18 protein-coding genes are annotated in these 20,804 nt (G+C 37.5%); 8 read left to right on the top strand and 10 right to left on the bottom strand.

From position 1 onward, the window contains the following. Nucleotides 1–36: 36 nt before the first annotated feature. From BUA72_RS11030 to BUA72_RS11000, 7 genes are read right to left on the bottom strand one after another with little or no spacing between them, the layout of a single operon-like run. Nucleotides 37–1,065 (bottom strand): hemin-degrading factor, encoded by a 1,029-nt coding sequence (locus BUA72_RS11030; RefSeq protein ID WP_034726367.1) that lies wholly within the window; start codon nt 1,063–1,065, stop codon nt 37–39. 4 nt (nt 1,066–1,069) lie between these two features. Continuing rightward, on the bottom strand, nt 1,070–1,720 hold the full coding sequence (locus BUA72_RS11025; RefSeq protein WP_072922951.1) for a class I SAM-dependent methyltransferase: 651 nt from the start codon (nt 1,718–1,720) through the stop codon (nt 1,070–1,072). A gap of 2 nt (nt 1,721–1,722) precedes the next feature. Continuing rightward, nucleotides 1,723–2,493, bottom strand: a complete 771-nt coding sequence (locus BUA72_RS11020; protein WP_072922950.1) for a heme ABC transporter ATP-binding protein — start codon at nt 2,491–2,493, stop codon at nt 1,723–1,725. Beyond that, nucleotides 2,493–3,533 carry a FecCD family ABC transporter permease gene (locus tag BUA72_RS11015; RefSeq protein ID WP_047448389.1) on the bottom strand — a complete coding sequence of 347 codons (1,041 nt, stop codon included), beginning with the start codon at nt 3,531–3,533 and terminating at the stop codon, nt 2,493–2,495. Before BUA72_RS11015 ends, BUA72_RS11020 begins: the two co-directional genes overlap by 1 nt. Then, complete coding sequence (locus tag BUA72_RS11010) at nt 3,517–4,395, bottom strand: heme/hemin ABC transporter substrate-binding protein (RefSeq protein ID WP_047448392.1); 879 nt, start codon at nt 4,393–4,395, stop codon at nt 3,517–3,519. Before BUA72_RS11010 ends, BUA72_RS11015 begins: the two co-directional genes overlap by 17 nt. Before the next feature lie 22 nt (nt 4,396–4,417). Beyond that, nucleotides 4,418–5,524, bottom strand: a complete 1,107-nt coding sequence (locus BUA72_RS11005) for an HmuY family protein (protein ID WP_175548886.1) — start codon at nt 5,522–5,524, stop codon at nt 4,418–4,420. Nucleotides 5,525–5,539: 15 nt separating this feature from the next. Further along, a complete protein-coding gene (locus BUA72_RS11000) occupies nt 5,540–7,654 on the bottom strand; it encodes a TonB-dependent receptor plug domain-containing protein (protein ID WP_072922948.1) in 2,115 nt (704 codons plus the stop codon). Nucleotides 7,655–8,166: 512 nt separating this feature from the next. Between BUA72_RS11000 and BUA72_RS10995 the strand changes: the two genes are divergently transcribed. Both BUA72_RS10995 and BUA72_RS10990 read left to right on the top strand, forming a co-directional pair. Then, nucleotides 8,167–8,985, top strand: coding sequence for a T9SS-dependent choice-of-anchor J family protein (locus tag BUA72_RS10995; protein ID WP_072922947.1), 819 nt, complete (start codon nt 8,167–8,169; stop codon nt 8,983–8,985). A gap of 200 nt (nt 8,986–9,185) precedes the next feature. Beyond that, on the top strand, nt 9,186–10,484 hold the full coding sequence (locus BUA72_RS10990) for a T9SS type A sorting domain-containing protein (protein WP_072922946.1): 1,299 nt from the start codon (nt 9,186–9,188) through the stop codon (nt 10,482–10,484). A gap of 183 nt (nt 10,485–10,667) precedes the next feature. Here the strand turns inward: BUA72_RS10990 and BUA72_RS10985 are convergent, their stop codons facing one another. The 3 genes from BUA72_RS10985 to BUA72_RS10975 form a co-directional block, all read right to left on the bottom strand. Continuing rightward, nucleotides 10,668–10,958 carry a putative quinol monooxygenase gene (locus tag BUA72_RS10985; RefSeq protein ID WP_047448412.1) on the bottom strand — a complete coding sequence of 97 codons (291 nt, stop codon included), beginning with the start codon at nt 10,956–10,958 and terminating at the stop codon, nt 10,668–10,670. 88 nt (nt 10,959–11,046) lie between these two features. Further along, nucleotides 11,047–11,934: a sulfite exporter TauE/SafE family protein gene (locus tag BUA72_RS10980; RefSeq protein ID WP_072922945.1), complete on the bottom strand. Its 888-nt coding sequence runs from the start codon at nt 11,932–11,934 to the stop codon at nt 11,047–11,049. Nucleotides 11,935–12,138: 204 nt separating this feature from the next. After that, the gene (locus BUA72_RS10975; protein WP_034726378.1) at nt 12,139–12,546 is read right to left on the bottom strand and encodes an RrF2 family transcriptional regulator; all 408 of its coding nucleotides are present in this window, start codon (nt 12,544–12,546) and stop codon (nt 12,139–12,141) included. 132 nt (nt 12,547–12,678) lie between these two features. Between BUA72_RS10975 and BUA72_RS10970 the strand changes: the two genes are divergently transcribed. The 6 genes from BUA72_RS10970 (at nt 12,679) to BUA72_RS10945 (ending at nt 20,804) form a co-directional block, all read left to right on the top strand. Beyond that, nucleotides 12,679–13,107 (top strand): DUF4268 domain-containing protein, encoded by a 429-nt coding sequence (locus BUA72_RS10970; protein WP_072922944.1) that lies wholly within the window; start codon nt 12,679–12,681, stop codon nt 13,105–13,107. A 114-nt stretch (nt 13,108–13,221) separates the two neighbouring features. After that, the gene (locus BUA72_RS10965; protein WP_072922943.1) at nt 13,222–14,064 is read left to right on the top strand and encodes a hypothetical protein; all 843 of its coding nucleotides are present in this window, start codon (nt 13,222–13,224) and stop codon (nt 14,062–14,064) included. 423 nt (nt 14,065–14,487) lie between these two features. Further along, nucleotides 14,488–15,126, top strand: a complete 639-nt coding sequence (locus BUA72_RS10960; RefSeq protein WP_072922942.1) for a hypothetical protein — start codon at nt 14,488–14,490, stop codon at nt 15,124–15,126. Between the two features lie 150 nt (nt 15,127–15,276). Then, nucleotides 15,277–16,095, top strand: a complete 819-nt coding sequence (locus BUA72_RS10955; RefSeq protein ID WP_072922941.1) for a DUF2314 domain-containing protein — start codon at nt 15,277–15,279, stop codon at nt 16,093–16,095. A 311-nt stretch (nt 16,096–16,406) separates the two neighbouring features. Further along, a complete protein-coding gene (locus BUA72_RS10950; protein ID WP_072922940.1) occupies nt 16,407–18,023 on the top strand; it encodes a T9SS type A sorting domain-containing protein in 1,617 nt (538 codons plus the stop codon). 6 nt (nt 18,024–18,029) lie between these two features. After that, the gene (locus BUA72_RS10945) at nt 18,030–20,804 is read left to right on the top strand and encodes a hypothetical protein (RefSeq protein ID WP_139259588.1); all 2,775 of its coding nucleotides are present in this window, start codon (nt 18,030–18,032) and stop codon (nt 20,802–20,804) included.

Raw genomic sequence — 20,804 nt, 5'->3', positions numbered from 1 at the left:
AAAAAACAAAACGGCCCATTCAAAATCATCTAATTATTATTTCTCTAATTCTGCTACGAGATCTTTCCACTCCTGAAGTTCAGGGATTCCCGGCTTTCTCTTTCCGAAGAACTGAACGATGAAGTCTCCTTCTTTGTTGAATACTTCGATAGCCGTTACTTCTCCGTCTTCAGTAGGTTTCTTCACGATCCATGCTTCTGCAATTTTTGTCACATCAAGGTGTAAGTTGAAATCCGGATCCATTACATTGAACCACTGCTGGTGCCAAAGTGTTTTCTTCACATTTCCGGTGTGAATCTGGATGATTCCCCTGTTTCCAACGAATACCATAATTGGAATATTCTTTTCTGAAGCATCTTCAAGAACATTCACCACTTTAGCATTATCGATTTTTTTAGCAAATCCTTCCGGAGCCAGTCTTAATGCCTGAGTTCTGCTTACCCCGAATTTTCTTGTCATCATAAAGAAATCGTGGGTATCTTTTAATTCTGTCCATGCTTTTTTGAATCCTTCCGCATCAATTTCAGCATCTGCTTTTTCAGGAGCTTTTGGAGCCACTGCCTCAACAGCGAATGCCTGATTCTGATCTTCAGCCTTGAACTGTTCTACAATCGCATCGAAAGCTGCTTCCTCACTGTTTTTTGTCAGATAGATCTTATGAAGGGCAAGACCGTCTTTTCCAAAAAACTGAAGGCTTTTTTTATCTCCTTCCACTACTGCGAATGCAGATTTCCAGTGGTTAAGGAATATTCTAAGGTCAATATCTTCTCCTACGAAAAGCTGTGCATGAGGACTGCTGAAATCACCGTTCTGGTAAATTCCTTTTCTTTCGTGCACGCATTCGTCGTTGCGGGTAAGGGCCATAACTTTTCCAAGTTTCTCTGCTTCGGTAAGGATAGCAGGGAAATCAGCATTCAGAACCGTAACGCCTTCTCCAATGCTTGTTACCAATAATTCAGCTTCGCTTACGCCTAACTGTGCCGCAGCGTTTCTTATTCTTATATGTGGATTTTCTGCTTTCAGAGCTTCCCATTTTTCCTTTAAATCATTAACTAACGTGCTCATTATTTTATTTTTTTATGGTTAAAACTGTATAAATTCTGTGGATGGTTTCGTTTCCGGATTTGCTTTGAATATCTTCCTCTTTTTCAGAAATTTTCATTCTCTTGAAGTGGCTTTTGGAAACCAACTCCTCCATTTCGCTGTTGCTGTACATGGTGAAATTAAATTCCGTAAACGGCAGCGTTTCCATGAATTTTCTCTGTCCGAAAGTAAGAACGAAAGTTCCGTCATTCTTTAAAACTCTGTAGATCTCATTGAGAAACTCAACCGGGTTTTCCCAGAAATAAACGGTATTGACGGTAAATATTTTATCAAACGTTTTATCTTCAAAGGGAAGTTTTTTTCCTTCATACAATACAAAATCGGCATGGCTTTCAAAGTCTTTGTTCAGCTTTTTTGCTTCATTGTACATGGTTTCAGAAATATCTACTCCTGTGTATTTCAGATTTTGGGCTCTGCTTAAAATATTTTTCAGATGTCCGGCATTTCCGTGTCCTATTTCAAGGATGTGTTCATCATCTTCTATTAAAAGCGTTTTGACGCTTTCTAAGGTCATGCTGATGTTGGTAGCGTTCATCATCTCGCCGATCTCAACTCCTTTTTCTCCCTGTGGATTGGCAAGGTTCTGAGCGAGGATTTTTAATTCATCTTTTTCCATGGTTATCCAAAAATGATCATTGGGTTATTGGTAATTGGGTGTTCGCAGATGGTGCACGGAAAATTATAGGCATGACTGATATTTTCAGCTGTGAATACTTCCTGTGGCGTTCCGTATGCAGACACCTTTCCTGATTTCATTAATAAAATTTTGTCGGCAAACTGGGCTGCCAGATTCAGATCATGCAGTACAACGATAGCGCTGTTGGCTTTTTTGGTGAATTTTTTAATAATTTCCAACGCCTTATACTGATGTTTGATGTCCAAATTATTCAGCGGCTCATCGAGAAAGACCAGCTTGTGGGCAATTTCATTTTCGAGCTGCGCCATGACTCTTGAAAGATGTACACGCTGCTTTTCACCTCCGGACAGGGTGTTGTATTCTCTGTCTTTAAGGTGAAAGATGTCGGTTTCATACATCATATTATTCATGGCTTCAAGATCTTCTTTTCCGGGTTGGGCATCGAAATAGGGATACCTTCCCATCATGATCACATCTTTTACTTCAAGCGGAATATCATTGCTGTTGTGCTGAGAAAATTTAGCCTTGTGCTGAGACAGTTCTCTCACATCCCATTGCGTGATATCTTTATCTTTAAACAGTATTTTCTGTCTGGACTTGATCTCATTAGCCAAAACGCTTAGCAAACTTGATTTTCCGGCTCCGTTCGGGCCTACAATGGCAAGAAATTCACCGTATCCAAGAGCAACATCTATCCCGTCCAGAATATGGAAGTCTTTGTGTTTGTAACTGATCTGATGTGCCTTTATCATTACAGAGATTTTTTGAATTTAACTAAAATAGCAATAAAAATAGGACCTCCCATCAGTGCTGTAAGAATCCCGATCGGAAGTTCCGAAGGTTCTACAATACTTCTGCTGAACGTATCTGCCGTCAACAATAATATACTTCCGCATATGGCTGATAAAGGCAGGATAAATGTGTAATTGGATTTAAACAAAAGTCTTAGAATGTAAGGGACAATAAGCCCTACAAATCCTATCGTTCCTGAAAATGCCACACATGTTCCCACCATTAATGCGACAATAATAATGATCTGCTTTTTAAGCTTTTCCACATTGATTCCTAAATGCTGTGCATCTTTTTCCCCAAGCATCATGGCATTTAAAGCCTTTCCCTTTGGAAGCAGAATGATGTAAGAAATGACCAGAACGACTGCTAAAATAATATTTTTCGTCCACGTCGCTGCCGCCAGACTTCCCAGATTCCAGAACGTAAGGTCTCTGAGTTGCTCATCTTTTGAAATATAGATCAAAAATCCGGTGATCGAAAACCCGATTGCGGTAATGGCTACTCCGGAAAGAAGCATCATCACTACATTGGTTTTTCCACCAGCCGTAGAAATCCTGTATACAAGCATCATGGATAAAAGGGAACCAATAAATGCTGCAATGCCTACTATTGAAAATTGTACGGCTTCAGGAAGATACTGTTTGAAATGTCCTCCTAAAACAATGGCAATTGCCGCCAGTAATGTTGCCCCGGATGTAAGACCTATCAGATCTCCTGTCGCCAGAGGGTTTTTGAAAAGCCCCTGCAGACCGGTTCCGGAAACCGCCAGCATGCTTCCTATTAAAATGGCCATAATGATCCTTGCTGCCCGCACATCCCAGATCACATATTTGTTGCTTATAGATAAGTCGGGATCTCCTTTTATATATTGCCATAAAACTTTGAAGGGTGACATTCCTCCGAAGTCGTAGACTCCAGTATTAAGCGCCAGTACTGCTATGATAGCAAGCAGTACGGCACCTATTATTAGATAAAAGTACAGTTTACTTTGTGTTCTCAATTAAAAGTTTGTTTAATCCTAATGCTGCTTCTCCTAGTCTAGGTCCGAAACCTGAAACTAACCCTCCATCCATTGCGATGATCTTCTTGTTTTTACCTGCGTTGGTTTGTGCTACGCCCGGCATTTTAAGTGCTCCTTCGTTTCCTCCTGCACCTTCAAGGCCGGTTGAGAAGAAGAATAAAACATCCGGATTAGCTTTTACGACTGCTTCCGGTGTCAAAGGTTTGAAATCTTCGAAATCGGTTACGGCATTCTGTCCGCCGGCAAGGCTGATCAGTGCATCCATTGGTGTTTTTGTTCCTGAAACCATCAGCATGTTTCCTCTTGCGTAGATGAACAATACTTTAGGTTTTTTAGCGATAGGCTGGATTTGCTTTAAATCAGCATCGATTTTATCATTTAATTTCTGATACTCTGTATTTCCAACCGCTTTTGCTACATCAGCAATTAGTTTTTTGGTTCCATCTACGGTGTAATCCTGTTTGAAAACCTCAACTTTGATTCCTGAAGATTTAATCTTGGTCATCAATTCAGGATTGATATCTTTTTCTGAAGCTAAAATTAAAGTAGGATTTACCGCCATGATAGGCTCAATCGTCATTGATCTTACATGACCAAGTCCTTTAGCTGTAGTTTTTAAAGTTTCAGGATAAGTACTTGTAACATCTGTTCCTACGATTTCTTTTTCATGGCCCAATGCACTTACAATTTCTGTAACTCCACCGCTTAGTGTAACAATTTTATTGTTGCTTTTCGGAGCTTCAGCAGAGGTTTCTGTTGTATTTTCTTTTTTTGCACCTTCTTCTTTTTTGCATGAATACACTGCCATCAGAATGGAAGCTGCAAGAATTATTTTTTTCATGATATACGATTTATTTGATTGATTATAAAGGGTCAAATTCAAAATTGGAAGCACCACGGTTTCCATTTTTGTCTTTCATAGCATTGAATCTCAATTTAAAATAAAATCCTTCTGCATCTTTTAGGACAAAAAAGCGGTCTGAGTATACAAATGGTTGTGGTATATCCGGTGTTCCGGTAGTCGTTCTCCATTTATCTCCAAGAGCTCGCTGGTCATTAAAAATAAATTTAGACTGATCTACATCACTTAATTTGAATGCATTATAAGCCTGTTCAAGATTACCTCCTGCATTTACCTGATATACTCCAACGCCATCCAGCGTATTGGTGATAATAAAATCAGCATAGAAATAGCTTCCCGCACTGGTAGTCGGAGCTGAGAATACTTCGTTGGTAAACGTTGTAAATGCTAAATCCCATTTTTTCTTTTTAGGCTGTACCTTAGCGGGTGCTCCGGTCTTAAGATTGAAATAGGTAAAATTATACTCTGTATCTTTTGCGATAAGATATTCCTTATAAGTTGTGGCTTCTACATCAGCATAACGTATTTTGTATCCGTTCAGGGCACGTAGAATCTGCACTTTCTTCCAGCCTCTCGCAGCTCCTGATAAATTTACAGATCCGGCTCCAATATTGCTGGAAGGTGGAACATCCCTTCCCATGTTCACCAGATAAATCGGATTTTCTGCATCGTTTTCTTTAATGGCATCGATTCCTGTAGTTTGTGTCAGGAAATTTCCAATAGGATTATCAACATATTGCATATTGGAAGCATTGAATGTTCCCACCTGAGCCGTTGTTTTCAGTGCAGCAACATCTGATTCCTTTACCATGTTGATATCTGTGGCATTAGGAACTTTTGCAACTGTCATTGCTATAGATCCATTGATCACTACGCGAAATGCATCTCCTGTATAAAACCCAAGGTCCCAGTCTGTTCTTGTATTAGTAACCGCATTTTTGTAGTCACTTAAATCAATCCACACCTGGTTAGGTTCTGTAGGTCCTCCTACTGCAACATCTACTACTGATCCCGTAAGAGGAGCAACCGGCACCGGATCTTCATCTGCTGACAGACATGACTGCAAAGCGATGATGGACAGAAGAGATACTATTTTTAAATATTTCATAATGATAGCTTAGTTTTAAAATTGATAAATTAATCTTGCAAAATAGCTTCTTCCGTAATATAAATTAATACGGTCTGCCCCTGCAATATGGCCAGCTCCTGCACTGGAAGTAGAATTCAGACTTGTAACGTCAAATATATTTTTCACCCCCGCAGACACTTCAAGATGATCTTTCCAAAGTGGCTGACTTACGATAAAATCCATCATATGAAAACCGTCTGTTTTACCAAGTCTGAAACCTTCGATATCATTTTCCAATACATAGTTTCTTCCGGGACCTGTATATTTATAGTATAGAGAAAAGCCTGTCCCTATATTTTTCAGTTTATAATTTACGGATGCTCCTGCCTGTACAAGATATTGGAAATCTGTAGGAGAAGTATGTTCCAATTCATTTAATGACACAGAAGTACCATTCACCGAACCTCTTAAAGAAAATGCCAACTGATCTTTTCTAAAATCTACGTTTGCAGATAAAAGCATGTTTCTGTAGGTATTGAGGTTCATATATTTATAGGTGGAAGGTCTTTTTATCATCACCATTTCTATTCTGTCCTGTACATCCAGATAGAGTGCATTAACACTATAAGCTATTTTCCAGTCATTAGCGGCTGAAAAATTCTGATCCCAGAAAAGACCTGCAGAAAACCCTTTTTCAGGATTCAGATCAGGATTTCCCTGAACATCATGATTAATATTCACAAAGAAAGTAAACAGCTCATCGTAGGTAGGAAAACGGTTGGCCGTCCCGGCAACAGCTCTCAGATTTGAGTTGTCAGAAGTTTTCAGTCTCGCAGAAAGGGAGTAATTGAATTGGTTATCAAACATATCACTTACTGAAAGTCTTGCCCCTGGTCTTAATGAGAATTTATCTGAGATATTCCATTCCGCTGAAAGGAAATTGGAATAGGTAAAGATTTTTCTTTTCACAGATTCACCAAAAAACTGGCCTGCAATAAGCGCTGCCTGGCCATTGGTATAATCCAGCTCATAACCAAGCTGGAAATCAAAAGTTTTATTGTTCAGAAAATTACTGAACATCCCTCTTGAATACACGATATCTGTCTGATAATATGATCTTTTTTCATCTTTACTGGTAACAGATCTGTTAGGAATATCGTAGTTGTAATCAAAGTATTTTCTATCCTGGGTCTGATAAGAAAAGTCTCCCATATATCGGATATCCCCTAAATTTGCCTGGATATTGAACTGATGAATCCATCTGTTGGTATTGTATTCTCTATCTCTGCTCTGGTAAACAACGCCTCCCAGACCATCGTTAAGAGGAATCCTGTTGGTCTCAGGATTATAAAAATTAAATTTCTCGTTCAGATAAGAAAGTTTATAATAGAATGAAGTTTTGTTTTTGCTGTATCTTATCAATGCAGAAGCGTCGTATTGATCCTTCGGATTCCATTCATAGCCTCTTTTTATCTCCGGGTCTGTCCCAAAATATTTATATCCTTTACTCTCGCCTTCGTACCCCATGAATTGGTTATGATTGAAACTGATATTCGCAAACCAATTGTTGTCTATATTATAATCTACGTTAAAGTTCTGAATATGTCTTCCCTTTCCTTTCTTCTTAAGGTCGTAGTTATCTCTTACCGTTTCTTCCTGAAGAGATGCTTTTACAGCAACCTTTTTTGTGCTTGTTTTTCTGGTAATAATATTGATGACTCCGGCTACTGCTCCATTTCCATATTCTACCCCCATACTTCCCTTTACAATCTCAATTCTTTCTACATTATTCAGGGAAAGTTTGGTTAGGTCAATATTGCTTCCAAGTCCTGTATCTCCTACTACCGGAATATTATCAATTAATATTTTTACATAATTCCCGTCAAGCCCCATGATATTAGCGGTAGAATTTCCTGAGCGGGTATCTGGTGTAATTTGTATGTTAAGACTTTGATTTAAAACATCTGCCACATTGGTTGCAGCCATATTTTTGATCTGCTGGGCATCAATTACGTCAACTTTATATATAGATTTATTAATCGACTGCTGTGTATATTGTCCTGTAATGACAACTTCCTCTATTTTATTTTTATTAAGAGAATCTTTTTGTTGTGCGTTCATCCAAAAGGCAATGGATAGTGATAGAACGGAAAGCACTTTCTTCTTCATAGAGTAAAATTTTGGCAAATATAACGCTTTATTTAGAATAGTTAAAAATAATGGAAAATATTATTTCTTTTTTTGCCTTTTCACAACAAACAACATTCTAGAGAAGCGCTTGTGTAAATATTTTTAATCAAAAATTGATATTTATCATAATTTTTTTCGTTCAAATTAAAATAAACTGCAAAAAGAGAGTTATTTATTAGAAACAGATGAATCTGGGGCAGGCAATAAAAAATTAGTGGATAGGAAGCCGGAATAGGGAGACTGGAAGCTGATAATGGTTTTATAATCATTCGCAGTCATACTAAAATAATCCTGTGAGTGTATTTCTCACTTCAAACAACTTGTTTTCTCCCTCTTCTACTTTCCATACCTGATTCATCTCTTCCTGTAATGAAAGAGCAATGATTTTGTATGGGATCAATAATAAAATTTAAACGTTAAATTTATGATTATTTAGAACAATTAAAAATTAATACTTATTTTTGTGGAATAATTCTAAATAAAGATACGTTATGAAATTAAAACTACTTTTAGGAACTTTAATGTTTACGGCTGTTACAGCGAATGCACAAGTAGCTGCGCTTAATGAAAATTTCAACAACTTTACTATTGGAACCACCACATTTCCACAGGGAGGCTGGGCTGCAGTAGTTGCTCCTATTACGGGTGCATTTCCACCAGCACCGCCTAGAATGATTGTAGCTGCACTTGAAAATGATAATACTCAGAAATTCATCCAGGCTTATGCCGGTAATAATGCAACAGCTTCTTCTTACCTTATTTCTCCTCAGATAGAGGCTCCTACAGGAAATAAAGTTTTAACATTCACAACGACATTGGTATCTCCTTCTCCAGGTCCTGGAACCATTCAGATCGGGGTTTCTACAAGCCCTAGTGACATGACTACTTTCGTACCAGTAGGGAATCTTATTAATGTAACGACAATTGGAGTAACACAAAATATCACTGTTAATATTCCAGCTTCTACAGGTTCATATATCGTTTTTAAATTTACACCTTCAGCCACTCACGTAGCAATACAGGTTGATGATGTAGTATATAAAGCTTCTTCTTCTTTAGGAGTTAATGATACTGCTAAAGTAAATGAGAACTTCAAATTTGCAGTAAATTCAAGCAACACAGCTTTAGAATTTATCACAAGAACAGAACCTAAAAATATTGAAGTTTATTCTGCTTCAGGACAAAAAGTTGCTGAAGGAAAATTAAAAGCACAAAAATTTGACATCAGTGGATTGCATACAGGCGTTTACTATATGCTTGTGGAAACTGCAGAAGGTTCAGTAGTAAAATCTAAGTTCATCAAAAAATAAGGTTTATTAGACAGTATCCCTTTATAAAGCCGGCTGGAAGTTTTCCAGCCGGCTTTTTTTTATGCCAAAAATACCAGTATTGATCACGGAATTATAATGAAACAGGATAAATATCATGTTTTTATTTAGAATGATTAAAAATAATTATATACTTTTGTGGAATCATTCTAAATAAGAATACCATATAAATTTTACTTGTTATGAAAACAAAATTACTTTTGACCTCTCTGTTTGCACTTTCAGTTCAACAAACAGTACTGGCACAGACGGATGCTAATGGATACACGACAGTTAATCTGTCTATGGGGAGCAGTTACCAGAACCGCGTTTTTTTCGACTTTAGTGCCAATAATATAGTATCACAGCCCGCTAATTCATGGGATGTAGCTTTTTACAGAGCATCTGCAACTAATTTTGGAACAAGAATTAATGATGCTTATGATATCAAAGTGTATCAGGCATCTGCCAATCCGGCTGACTGGAACAACATCACAAGCAATAGCATCGCTTCTTACGGAGCTCCACTTTTTAATGTTGACAACACGACCTATCTGCAGGAAGGTGCATTTGAACAAGGATCTGCAACGTATGGATGGGGAGAATATAACCCTTTAAACCATCACGTAGAAGGAAAAGTAATCTTCATCATGCAGTACGCTTCAGGGGCGTCTGTGAAATTTATGATCGAAGATTATTTTGGAGGATATACTTTTAAATATGCAAAATGGAATGCAGCAACCTCTTCATGGGATGCTACACAAACCAAAACAGTTGCCAACGGATCTGATGATGCTTATTTCAACTACTTCTCATTTGCTACCGGTGAAAAGGTTTCCAACCTTGAGCCTGCAAGATCTAACTGGGACATGATGTTTACAAGATATTACACAGATTATCCTTATACCGACCCACAGGGAAATCCGCAAACCATGAAATACAGAATGTCCGGAGTTATCCAAAATTCGAATATTTCAGTAGCCAAAGTAAGACCTGAAACTCAGGAAACGGCAACTTCTACTCTTCCGGCTTCAACAGCATTCTCCGGTAATATTACGACTATCGGTCATTCATGGAAGCCTACTTCGGGAGTATATTCTGACGCAGTATATTATGTAAAACAGGGCACAGACTATTACAGAATGTATTTCATCTCAAATGAAGGTACCCAAACCGGAAATATGTATTTCAAATACAAGAAGATTACAGCCACTTTAGGGATCACAGAAGTAAGCAAAAAAGCTTCTTTCGGGATTTATCCAAACCCAACAACGGCTGATAAAAAAGTAACTGTTCTTTTTGATGTTAAAGAAAAAGCAAACAATAAAGGAAGCATAGAAGTCTATGACCTTACCGGGAAAATAGTACATACTGCAGAACTTAGCAATCAGGCTGGTTTCTACAAGCAGGATCTGAACTTATCTCACCTTACTGCCGGAAACTATATCGTAAAAATCACTTTCGGAGGCAGTACGGAAACGAAAAAACTTATCGTAAAATAAACTCAAAATTTTAATACTTTCTATTTTTTCTAATCAAAAGGCGGTTTCAGAATCTGAAACCGCCTTTTATTTGTTATTTTATTTTTAATTAAAGCATTGAAAAATTTAAAGATTAAGAGGTCCAATGATTACTTAACCCTAATTTTTAAATTCTTCAATTTTTAAATCTTTAAATCTTTAAAATCAATAAATCTTAAACCCTTTATACACCTCCGCAGCACTTTCCATCATTTTTGAAGCATCTTTACGGAAATTAAGAAGGTGGTCCTGTCCAAGATGTCTGCTATGGTGCTCAACGCTTTCCCAAAGTTCGATCAGAAAGAAAGTTCCTTTGTTATCTTTATCCTCGATAAGGTCGTACTGAAGGCATCCTTCCTCTTTTCTCGTCTCTTTTACCAGATTTTGAAAAAGCTCTACAGCGTCCATCAGATAGTTTTCGTTAAACTTAAAAAGCGCTACTATATGTAAATTCATGTTCTAATATTTAGTGGTGTAAAAGTAGAATATTTTCAAAACGAAAAATGTTTTTCAGGCATTTATTTTTCTACAAATTCTGTCTGATTTAATTAAAAACTGATTTATAAATAGTTATGGAACTCATTACAATCACAAGGATTCCAATGACTATGAACATTTTTTTCACCGGAAGCTTTGCCGTAAGCATGGCAGAAAAAGGAGCCGTGATAATTCCACCGATCAGAAGTCCCAGGATAATATTCCAGTGCTGGATTCCGAGGGTAAAGAAAAAAGTAACGGCAGCTGTTATGGTTAATATAAATTTAGCAACAGTAGAACTTCCCACCGCAAATCTTGGCGTGAATGCATTTTTGATCAGGGTTCCGGTCACCAATGGACCCCAGCCACCTCCTGCAAATGAATCTATAAATCCACCAATAACGCCCAGCCTTGTAAGGTTTGTCTTCCTTTTCATAGCCCGGTTCTGTTTCTTTTTAAAAGCATTGGATAGAATCTGAATTCCCAGATAAAGGGTATAAAAAGCGATAACCGTTTTGGTAATTTTAGCATAATATTCACCAAGATACGTAAGACTTACCGCTCCGATAACGGCTCCGATGACTGCCGGAATGGCCAGTTTTTTAACCAGACTTTTACTTACATTTTTAAGCTTGATATGACTTAAACTTCCCGCAGCAGTCGTAAAACTCTCCGCAGAATGAATACTTGCACTTACAATATGAGGCGGAATATTGAGGAATAAAAGCGTCGTTGTACAAATCACCCCATAGCCCATTCCCATAGATCCCGCTACAATTTCTGCCACAACTCCTACGAGAAGCATCCAGTAAAATACATAATTGTCTTTGGCTAAAATATTCAGCAGCTCATCCATATAGCCGAGTTCGTACATGGACAAAACGGAGATCAGCAGGACTGCAGCTGTAACAAAGAATACATTGAGTCTTATCTGAATTTTTCTTGAAATTATCATATTAAATATCATTACAGCCCCTGCTCTACCTTTTCAGTTTCATGGATCCAGATCTTTTGGCAGATCTAAAGGTCTCGGAAACTTTTAAAACCTGCACCAGAGCAGTTTTTAGTGTGATTGGGTCATTTGGACTACTGCAAATATCAAATAAAAATATTATCCTACCAAAAAAGTAGACTAATTATTCAAAAAAAAAGGACCGGGTTAATCAACCAGATCCATTAAAGTTTTTTTCTCGAGAATATTCAGTGAGGCGTCCCGTACTTCAATGAGCACATCATGCAGCCCGCAGTGATCTTCATTGCAGTCTTCGCATTTTTCATAGAAGTTTAAGCTGACACAGGGAAGCATGGCAATAGGGCCGTTCACTAATCGGATGATCTTGGCCAGTTTCACATTTTCAGGGTTTTCTCTCAGGAAGTATCCTCCTCCCTTCCCTTTCTTACTGTCAAGGATATCTGCTTTTTTTAATTCAAGCAGGATATTTTCTAAAAACTTTAAAGGGATCTTCTTACGTTCCGCAATTTCGGATATAAGGACCGGGCCATCATTCCTTTTTTCTACAAGGTACGAAAGCGCTTTAAAAGCATATTGGGATTTTTTTGAAAGCATTACAGCAAAAATAAGAAAATAGTTTGAATAATATAAATGGGAACATGATGATCGAAAAAATGTATTTTCTCTAATTGATACATTAACTTTCATAACGTTGTTCTTTTCCCATTAAATTCTTATGTTTGTCACATGTTCAGTAAACAAGAAGCTCAACAGCTAAAAAAGGAATTTTGGACGGCTTTTGGAAAGTCTTTTCCCAGAAAATGGCTCCTCTATGATACGAAGATCAAGGATATGTCATTTAAATTTAATGCCGATAATAAAAAAGCGGAGGTCTCATTGGATATCGAAATGAAGGATGAGATCTTCCGGAATGCGTATTATTATAAGATCTGGTCTTTGGAAGATATTTTGAAAGATTTTATAGGAGACTTTCAAAAAGAAGAATTTTTTACGCTTGACAATGGAAAAGTAATCAGCAAAATCTGGGTTGAAAAACACGGGGTTTCTGTATTCAACAAAAATACCTGGCAGGAAATTTTCGAATTTTTCTGGGATAAAATGGATGGCTTTGAAAGGTTTTACTATGAATACGAAGACTTTATAAAAGATGTTTAATTTAAAAATCAATACCAAGCAGAAATAAAAAAATCAAATTTTATCTTTCTAATAAAAACTAATCAACCTATTGAATCTCAATATCTGTCCCGATGTACATTTAATCATGAAGCAATGCAGATTTTAGAAAAATATAAGCTCTTCTTTGTAGACCGTCCCTTCACTTTTCCCAGTGATAAGACGGTTAATATGAAAACAGCCATACATCGTGTGGACAATGATTTCCTAGGCTATTTTCTAAGCCGTTTTAAAGATGACGAAAGTATTGATGAAATAGTTTCAGAGATTAATTTCATTATTTCAGAAGGCTTCTATGATCCCGAATACTGCATGGAGACCTATCTTGATTTTCTCACCATGAGATACACAGATACTTCCGCTCTGTTTGAGGATATTGATCCTGAGCAGACACACCTCCAGGAAATTCCTTTTTCAGATCTTAAGGAGATACTTTTTTTATGGAAAGCTTTTCTACATGCTGCTCCTTTTGACAACACTATTGTAGACAAATATTCTGAATTTCAATATTTTATAAAGGAATATGAATCTGAAGAGGAAATAGTTTCAGCTCTGGTAAAAACATTCCATGAGATAGATTTTTCTTTGATAAGAACTGAAAATATTGGTGGATACAGGAAAGAATTCAGTACAGCCTACAGTAAGGGAAAGAACGATGAGTTTTATCTTACCAGCCTTTATGACAACAATGACCGGATGATTTATGAAAAGGAAGAAAATTATTTTAACGGAGGATCAGAAGTCATCATCAGAAAATATTATTTTGACGAACAGCTCCAGTATAGTGTAGAGCTTTTATATGATGATCATGGTGAGTTTTCCGCCATTGAACACTGTAATGCAGAGACCCCATATATTTACGCTTCAGAGATGGATCTAATATACCCGGGTTTCTTATCAAAAAATCCTTATTATAAAAATTCAGATATTATTCCTTAATTCTCTGATTTTAAATATATTTGAACTCATAAAAAAAACACCCATGAAAACTGAGTACAGAAGTAAACATTTTAAACTCGTGGATAGCGTCCATGCATATGGGAAAAAGTACAAATGGTATGTCATACAGACAACCAGAATAAAACCCTAATCCTCCTAACGGATCACAATTCCGTTAATGATAAGTGTATTCTGACACTATCAACGAATTTCTACCACAACTGTAAATATCAATGGCTTTTGAACTTCAGGAATAATCATCCTGAAAAAATGCTGCACAAAACTGCATAAAATTCCTAAAGCCAACTTAACCAAAGCAGGATAATTGTATCTAAAGGCTGCGGGATTTAAAGGTGTGTAAGATATTCCCAATTTTCCCTGACACAAACACAATGGTAACACAACCTACATTAAACGACTAACATGAAAAAAGTATACAAAAACATTTTTGGAGAAGTGATTTCAAAAGCCAAAGCTGAGAAATTAGACGACTATCATTTATATTATTACGAAAAAGATTCTGAAGTGCTGAAAGAAATTGAATTTCTCACCGAAGATGAAATATACAGCATCAATTATTTCATAAACCACGAGGAGGATGAAAAAGAGATCGTGAACTATCTGAAGGAAAAATCTGATCTTTTTGATATTGAGAAAAGGGAAAATGCCGGAGATTTCATCATTGCCACCAATAAAATGTATTCCCTGGCTGTAGATGAAAAACCTTTGGTTTCAAAGACCGTTTTTTATCACCATGACCCTGAAAATTTCATCTGCTCTCAAATACTTGATAATGAAACACTTCAGCCGATACCGGAAAGAACAACGAAATGCTGGTATGCTGATGATGAAAACGGTGAAAAATATGCCGCTATCGAATTCAGCTATCAGGAAGACGGAAAACTGGAACTGGCTATAGACAAAACACCCAATCCTGACAATGATGAAGAATGGGAACATTATGAATATGCTACTTTTAAAAATCTGCAAAGCAAGATTGACGCAGATATAAGTTACTACAAAACCGCTGCCCTCCTACCTAAAATGGCAGATAAAGAATAAAAATACATTAAAATTTTACCGAAAAATTCAAACATTTGTTTACGTTTTTTCGTATTTTAGTAAAATAAAACATGCCGGGTTTAAGAGCGTTTCAGACACTTTTGAACCCGGCATCATTATCAACTATTAACTTATCAATCACCAATCACAATGGAAGAGAATTCGTTTGTATTTACTGATGGGAAAGATCCCAAAATGATCGAAGCGTATGAAAAAGCAAGAGAAACTTTTAAATATTTCTGGCGGGAGCAGTCCTGGGAAAACAGAAGGATTATACCGGGTCTTGATCTGGCCTGTGTGAAAGCTTCATTCAGCCAGGAAGATCCTGAAACCGGAGAAAATACCGTGGAGCATATGTGGATCAATGAAATTGATTTTGACGGCGACCATGTAAGCGGTTTCCTGATGAATGAGCCTAATGAACTGACCAACATACAGCCCGGAGATTATTTCGAAATTCCTCTGAATAAGATCAGTGACTGGTTATTTGCCATTACTCCGGCAGTAAAGAAACAGAAAGGACTTTCCAAACTGTTTTCTTCATCTGAAAATACTCTACCGAAAACTTACGGCGGATTTACGATTCATAAAATGCGTGCCGATATGCCGGAAGATGAAAGAAAGGAGCATGATGACGCCTGGCAGCTGGATTTCGGAGATTTCAATGATATACTCGTGGTGAACGAGCAAAAGGAAAAACCTGAAAATCTGACAGAGCATCCGATGAGTAAAAATATGGAAGGAGAATTCGTGAAATTCCTGCAGGAATATCCTGATGAACTGACTCATGCGGATGATAATGGTCTTACGCTTCTGCACAAAGAAACGATTGCCGGAAATTTAACTTCTGTAAAAATTGCCCTGCAAGCCGGAGCCGATAAAAATGTAAGATCCAAAAACGGAAAAACAGCGCTGGACTATGCACAACAGCTGCAATGGGAGCATATTATTCCGGTTTTACAGGGATAAAGATATTTTAACTGAAAATAGTATATAATAAAGAGAAACTTTCGGGTTTCTCTTTTTTTGCTTTAGACTTTAATTTCTATTGATTATTCTCTTCCGTAATACCGTAGATTTATTCCCGAACGATTATAATACGACACGTTTTATCGCTATGTGATGATACCTTTACCTCATCAAAACACATTGTGCTATAAAAACTTCGGTAAGTGATAAAACTCACATTAAATCTAATTAAAGAGACTTGTAGATATGTTAAAAAACGTTAAATTTGCCGCATTATTTATAAAACTAATATTAATTTAAAACACAAATAGATGAAGAAATTCTACTCCTGTGCATTGACCTTGTGCACGCTTCTGGGGCTTTCTGCCCAGGAAGTATTGTGGCAGAAAGACATCAGGTCTTCTACACAGAATTTTCTAAGCCAGGTTACGACGACTATTGATCAGCAATATCTTATTTCGGGAAGCTCAATTCAGGCATCCAAAATACAGGAAGGGAGTCAACAGAATAATGGTTACGATTTCCATTTAATCAAACTGAACCAGCAGGGAGAGCAGGTTTGGGAGAAATATTTCTCAGGGCAGAATCATGATTATCTTTCGGCTTCTGTAGCCACTCAGGAAGGAGGTTTTCTTCTGGCCGGAACATCTTATTCCGGAAAAGGATTGGATAAAAAAGAAGATTCCAAAGGTGGATCTGATGTCTGGCTGATCAGAATCAATGAATTCGGAGATGAACTTTGGCAGAAAACATTGGGAAGTTCTTCTGATGAGGAAGCACGATCTGTTATTCAAACAACAGACCTAGGATTTTTTGTCGCTGGAAACAGACAAAGTTCCCTTCGAGAGCCTCAGGGAACTAGCGGTTATGGGTCAAAAGATGTTTGGGTCTCAAGATTGGATAAAAATGGAAAAATACTTTCTGAAACTGTTCTGGGCGGAAAAGGTCTGGATGAAGTGGAGAAAATGATTCCTACCAGAGATGGAGGAGCGTTGTTGGGAATTTACTCGAGAAGTTCCGAGATCCGGGTTTCGGGTTCCACGGATAAGTCTTCTTCGGCAACCTCGCATCTCGTATCCCGAACCGCTAAGTCTACGGATAATTTCGGCGAGGGAGATTATTGGATCGTCAAACTTGATAAAACCGGAAAAGTAGAATGGGAGAAGAACTTTGGTGGCAAAGGCGATGATCATATCAGAACATTGGCTTTAACATCGGCAGGATATTTAATCGGTGGAGAATCCAGATCTGAGAGATCGGGAAATAAAACGGTAGGGATTGAAGAAGGAACAGATTTATGGCTAATTTCTTTAAACGAAAGAGGCGATGCAATCTTGCAAAAGTCTTTCAATTTCAAAAACAGAGATATTTTAATGGGAATGAGTGTCCTACATTCAGCAGATGATAAATCCTCAAAAGGAATTCTTTTAGGAGGCTATACACAGGCAGAAGGAAAGATAAAGACAGATGATGAAACCTTCTGGATGCTGTACCTGAACCAGGACGGCAATGAAGAGTGGAGAAAATATGTGAAAGGAGAATCCAGAAAGAAAGAGGAAAGACTTTCAGACATAAAATTAAACAGAGATGGCTCCATCATTCTGGCAGGAACCAGTGCGGAAGAACTTGGAAAAGAGAACTGGAAGATTGTCAAGCTTGGAGACAGCCAGATCAATAAATTAATTGAAAAACAAGATATTAAAATTTATCCGAATCCGGTTTCAGACTATGCTTATGTAGAAATAGGTTTCGATTTCAAAGAAGCTGATATTATGCTGTATGATATGGGTGGAAGACAGCTTCAGAGCTTGAAAACGAAGAATAAAGTAACGAAGATCAATACTCAGAATCTGATTCAGGGGGCTTATCTGGTGACGATAAAAACGGATGGAAATAAAACGGCAAATGCTAAACTCATAAAGAAATAAACAAAGATGAAAAAATTAATACTAAGTGCTTTTTTATTGACTGCTCTTTTAGGAAATATCAGCATTTCTGCGCAGGATAAAATAGGCCTTCAAAAATATGATTATGTGACGAACGGTGATGCCAATGTATTTCAAGGCATTCCTAATATAGGCCTTCCACTGCTTGGGATAGAGGTTCCCACAACAGGTATTGGTATTAACTTGTCAGTCAATTACACTACTGAGAGCCTTAACCGATTTAGTCTGATCAGTGATGCAGGCCTAGGCTGGAATCTTTCCAGTGTTGGAAGTATTGTAAGAGATAAAACCCGCAGAGCAGAAGATTATAGTAAAAGCACTAATGGGAAAATTGATTCTGATGTTTTTTCTTATAGTTATCCTGGAGGAAGCGGAAAATTCTTTATCACCAATAATAGCTCCACCCAGGAACTGGAAGCTGTACACACATCACCATCAAACGATAAAATAGCCATTACAAAAGATACAAAGGAAGGTAAAATAAAGTCTTTTACCATTACTGATACTAAAGGGAATAGCTATCTTTTTGATAAGCTTAATATCAATACAATAAACATAAGCGATATAACCACAATTACAAGAATGGTTAACAGCGGTTTTTTCCTGTCTAAGATTTTTAATATCAAAAATGAAGAAGCAGCTGTTATTGAATATGAAACTACAACAGAACTGTATAATCAGTTTCTGGGTTCACTACAGCAGCAGAAAATCAAGAAAATTACCGTTCATGGTATAGGAAGTATAGAATATCTTTACAGGCATGCAGGTCCGGCTCCTTTACTAAGTGCAGAAAAGAATGCAGATTGGTACATTTTAGATAAACTTGTTCTCAAAGATACCCGAAATACAGTCATCAATCAATATGCTTTTGAAAGATCCGGAGATCATCTGATTGGACTCATTAATCTTGATAAAAATAGCAATCAGATCCAAAAATTTTCTTTTGAATATAATCCTATCCCTTCGGGATCTAATAACGGATCCGACAGCTTTGGCTATCCAAATGCTTTTAATTATTGTGATTTTGACAGTGGTATTTTACATTCTGCAGAGGCTAGGAACCGTGAAGCATGTACCTATGGGGCATTGAAAAGCATTACCCTTCCATCAGGAGGAAAGACTGAGTATGAATTTGAATCTCAAGCACTACCACACAACAACAATAGTGCTTCAAATGGCTATTATGATCATTATCCTTTTGAAAAAATTAAGACCATTACCTATCGAACAGAGCCCGGGCAATATCCTCCGCCCTATACTGTCCCCGCCGATTATAAGGTGGCGATGGTGAAATTTGATGCTTTATACTACGGACCTCCGGTTAGACCGGGAACTCGCGAATATTCCATATACATTAACGGTGTTGAACCCCAACTCTATACTTATGGTGTCAATAATAATGAGTTTTGCCAAAATGGTATGTTGACATTTGAAAGTGAAGGAACCCTTAATTTTACGTTCCAGGGAAAAAGTGAAGGGACCATAGAACTTTATGCATTTAAAAAAACGCGTATTGATGACAATGACTATGGGCACGGCCTGCGCATCAAAAGCATTAAAAACTTCAACTCCGGAGCATCCTCTCCACTGAGTTATACAAAATATGAATATTCCCTATTTGACAACCCGTTACGTTCCAGCGGAACAATACTGGATCAAAGTGTAGAGCTTAGTTTTATTGGATCAAGAGATGGAATTAAACCCATTGGATACACCAATATCAAGGTAACAGATATGATTAACGGTAGCTATTCAAAATATTACTTCAGAAATCCGGAAGATATTACTCCTGGAATTACACCTTCTTTTGGGTTCTCAGACAAAGATATGAGTACCTATATCCGTAGTATGGGATTTCTTGAGAAAAAAGAAACCTACAGTGAAGGACAGTTGCTTCAAAAAAACGAGATGAGTTATGACCTAAAGCAAGTTCCTTTGTCTAACATTATAGAAGGAGATGCCCCTGTTGTTCCTGTGAAAAAAATAATCATTTCAAAGCAAAGTGCTACAACAGAAAACTATATTTCGGGGACAGCAAAAAAACTGGTATCAACCTCAGAAAGTACTTTTGAGGATACTTATAGCAACATGACCTCTTCTAAAGAAACATTATCTGATGGAACCATCCTGGAAAAAACGCTTCTTTATCCCGCAGACAAAGGGATACAAAAGCTGCTTAGTGCCAATATGGTTGATATTCCTCTTGAAACCTCTACCAAAAGAAACGGAAAGCTGGTAGGAAAAGCCGAAACCAAATTTGATGACCCATCTCACATATACGCTACTTCCGTGATCGGTTACAATATGCAGACCCAAAATCCTTATACCGCTTCTACGCTTGATCTTTATGACAGCAAGGGTAACCTTGTCCAGATCACCGGAAAAAACGGAATTCCAACCACAACCATTTGGGGATATTACCAGACCAAGCCCATTGCCGTGATCGCAGGAGCAGCCTATTCTCAGGTAGCTTCTCTGGCTTCGGTTACTGCGGCCATAGATGCATCCAATGCAGACCGTGATAATCCTGCTAATGAACCTGCATTGTTACAGGCCCTGGAGGCCTTAAGAAAAGATCCTGCACTGAAAAATTATAATGTATCGGCAACTACCTATGACCCAATGATAGGGGTAACGAACTCTATCTCTGCCAACGGCATCAGAACCGTAAATGTTTATGATAGTGCCAACAGGCTGATGAAAGTAACTGATGCTGAAGGAAAAACGCTGCAGGAAACTCAGTATAACTATAAACACAAATAA

The organism is Chryseobacterium sp. OV279 (assembly GCF_900128945.1).
GTDB lineage: Bacteria > Bacteroidota > Bacteroidia > Flavobacteriales > Weeksellaceae > Chryseobacterium.
Note: the sequence above shows the minus strand (reverse complement) of the source record. Positions and strands in the feature narration are given on the sequence as shown.

Coding starts and splice junctions, on each gene's coding strand:
- BUA72_RS10990 (WP_072922946.1), top strand. CDS start 9,186: ATGAAAACAAAATTACTTTTGACCTCTCTGTTTGCACTTTCAGTTCAA.
- BUA72_RS11000 (WP_072922948.1), bottom strand. CDS start 7,654: ATGAAGAAGAAAGTGCTTTCCGTTCTATCACTATCCATTGCCTTTTGG.
- BUA72_RS10995 (WP_072922947.1), top strand. CDS start 8,167: ATGAAATTAAAACTACTTTTAGGAACTTTAATGTTTACGGCTGTTACA.
- BUA72_RS10980 (WP_072922945.1), bottom strand. CDS start 11,934: ATGATAATTTCAAGAAAAATTCAGATAAGACTCAATGTATTCTTTGTT.
- BUA72_RS10965 (WP_072922943.1), top strand. CDS start 13,222: ATGCAGATTTTAGAAAAATATAAGCTCTTCTTTGTAGACCGTCCCTTC.
- BUA72_RS10950 (WP_072922940.1), top strand. CDS start 16,407: ATGAAGAAATTCTACTCCTGTGCATTGACCTTGTGCACGCTTCTGGGG.
- BUA72_RS11010 (WP_047448392.1), bottom strand. CDS start 4,395: ATGAAAAAAATAATTCTTGCAGCTTCCATTCTGATGGCAGTGTATTCA.
- BUA72_RS11005 (WP_175548886.1), bottom strand. CDS start 5,524: ATGAAATATTTAAAAATAGTATCTCTTCTGTCCATCATCGCTTTGCAG.
- BUA72_RS10945 (WP_139259588.1), top strand. CDS start 18,030: ATGAAAAAATTAATACTAAGTGCTTTTTTATTGACTGCTCTTTTAGGA.
- BUA72_RS10955 (WP_072922941.1), top strand. CDS start 15,277: ATGGAAGAGAATTCGTTTGTATTTACTGATGGGAAAGATCCCAAAATG.
- BUA72_RS10985 (WP_047448412.1), bottom strand. CDS start 10,958: ATGAATTTACATATAGTAGCGCTTTTTAAGTTTAACGAAAACTATCTG.
- BUA72_RS11025 (WP_072922951.1), bottom strand. CDS start 1,720: ATGGAAAAAGATGAATTAAAAATCCTCGCTCAGAACCTTGCCAATCCA.
- BUA72_RS10975 (WP_034726378.1), bottom strand. CDS start 12,546: ATGCTTTCAAAAAAATCCCAATATGCTTTTAAAGCGCTTTCGTACCTT.
- BUA72_RS10960 (WP_072922942.1), top strand. CDS start 14,488: ATGAAAAAAGTATACAAAAACATTTTTGGAGAAGTGATTTCAAAAGCC.
- BUA72_RS11020 (WP_072922950.1), bottom strand. CDS start 2,493: ATGATAAAGGCACATCAGATCAGTTACAAACACAAAGACTTCCATATT.
- BUA72_RS10970 (WP_072922944.1), top strand. CDS start 12,679: ATGTTCAGTAAACAAGAAGCTCAACAGCTAAAAAAGGAATTTTGGACG.
- BUA72_RS11030 (WP_034726367.1), bottom strand. CDS start 1,065: ATGAGCACGTTAGTTAATGATTTAAAGGAAAAATGGGAAGCTCTGAAA.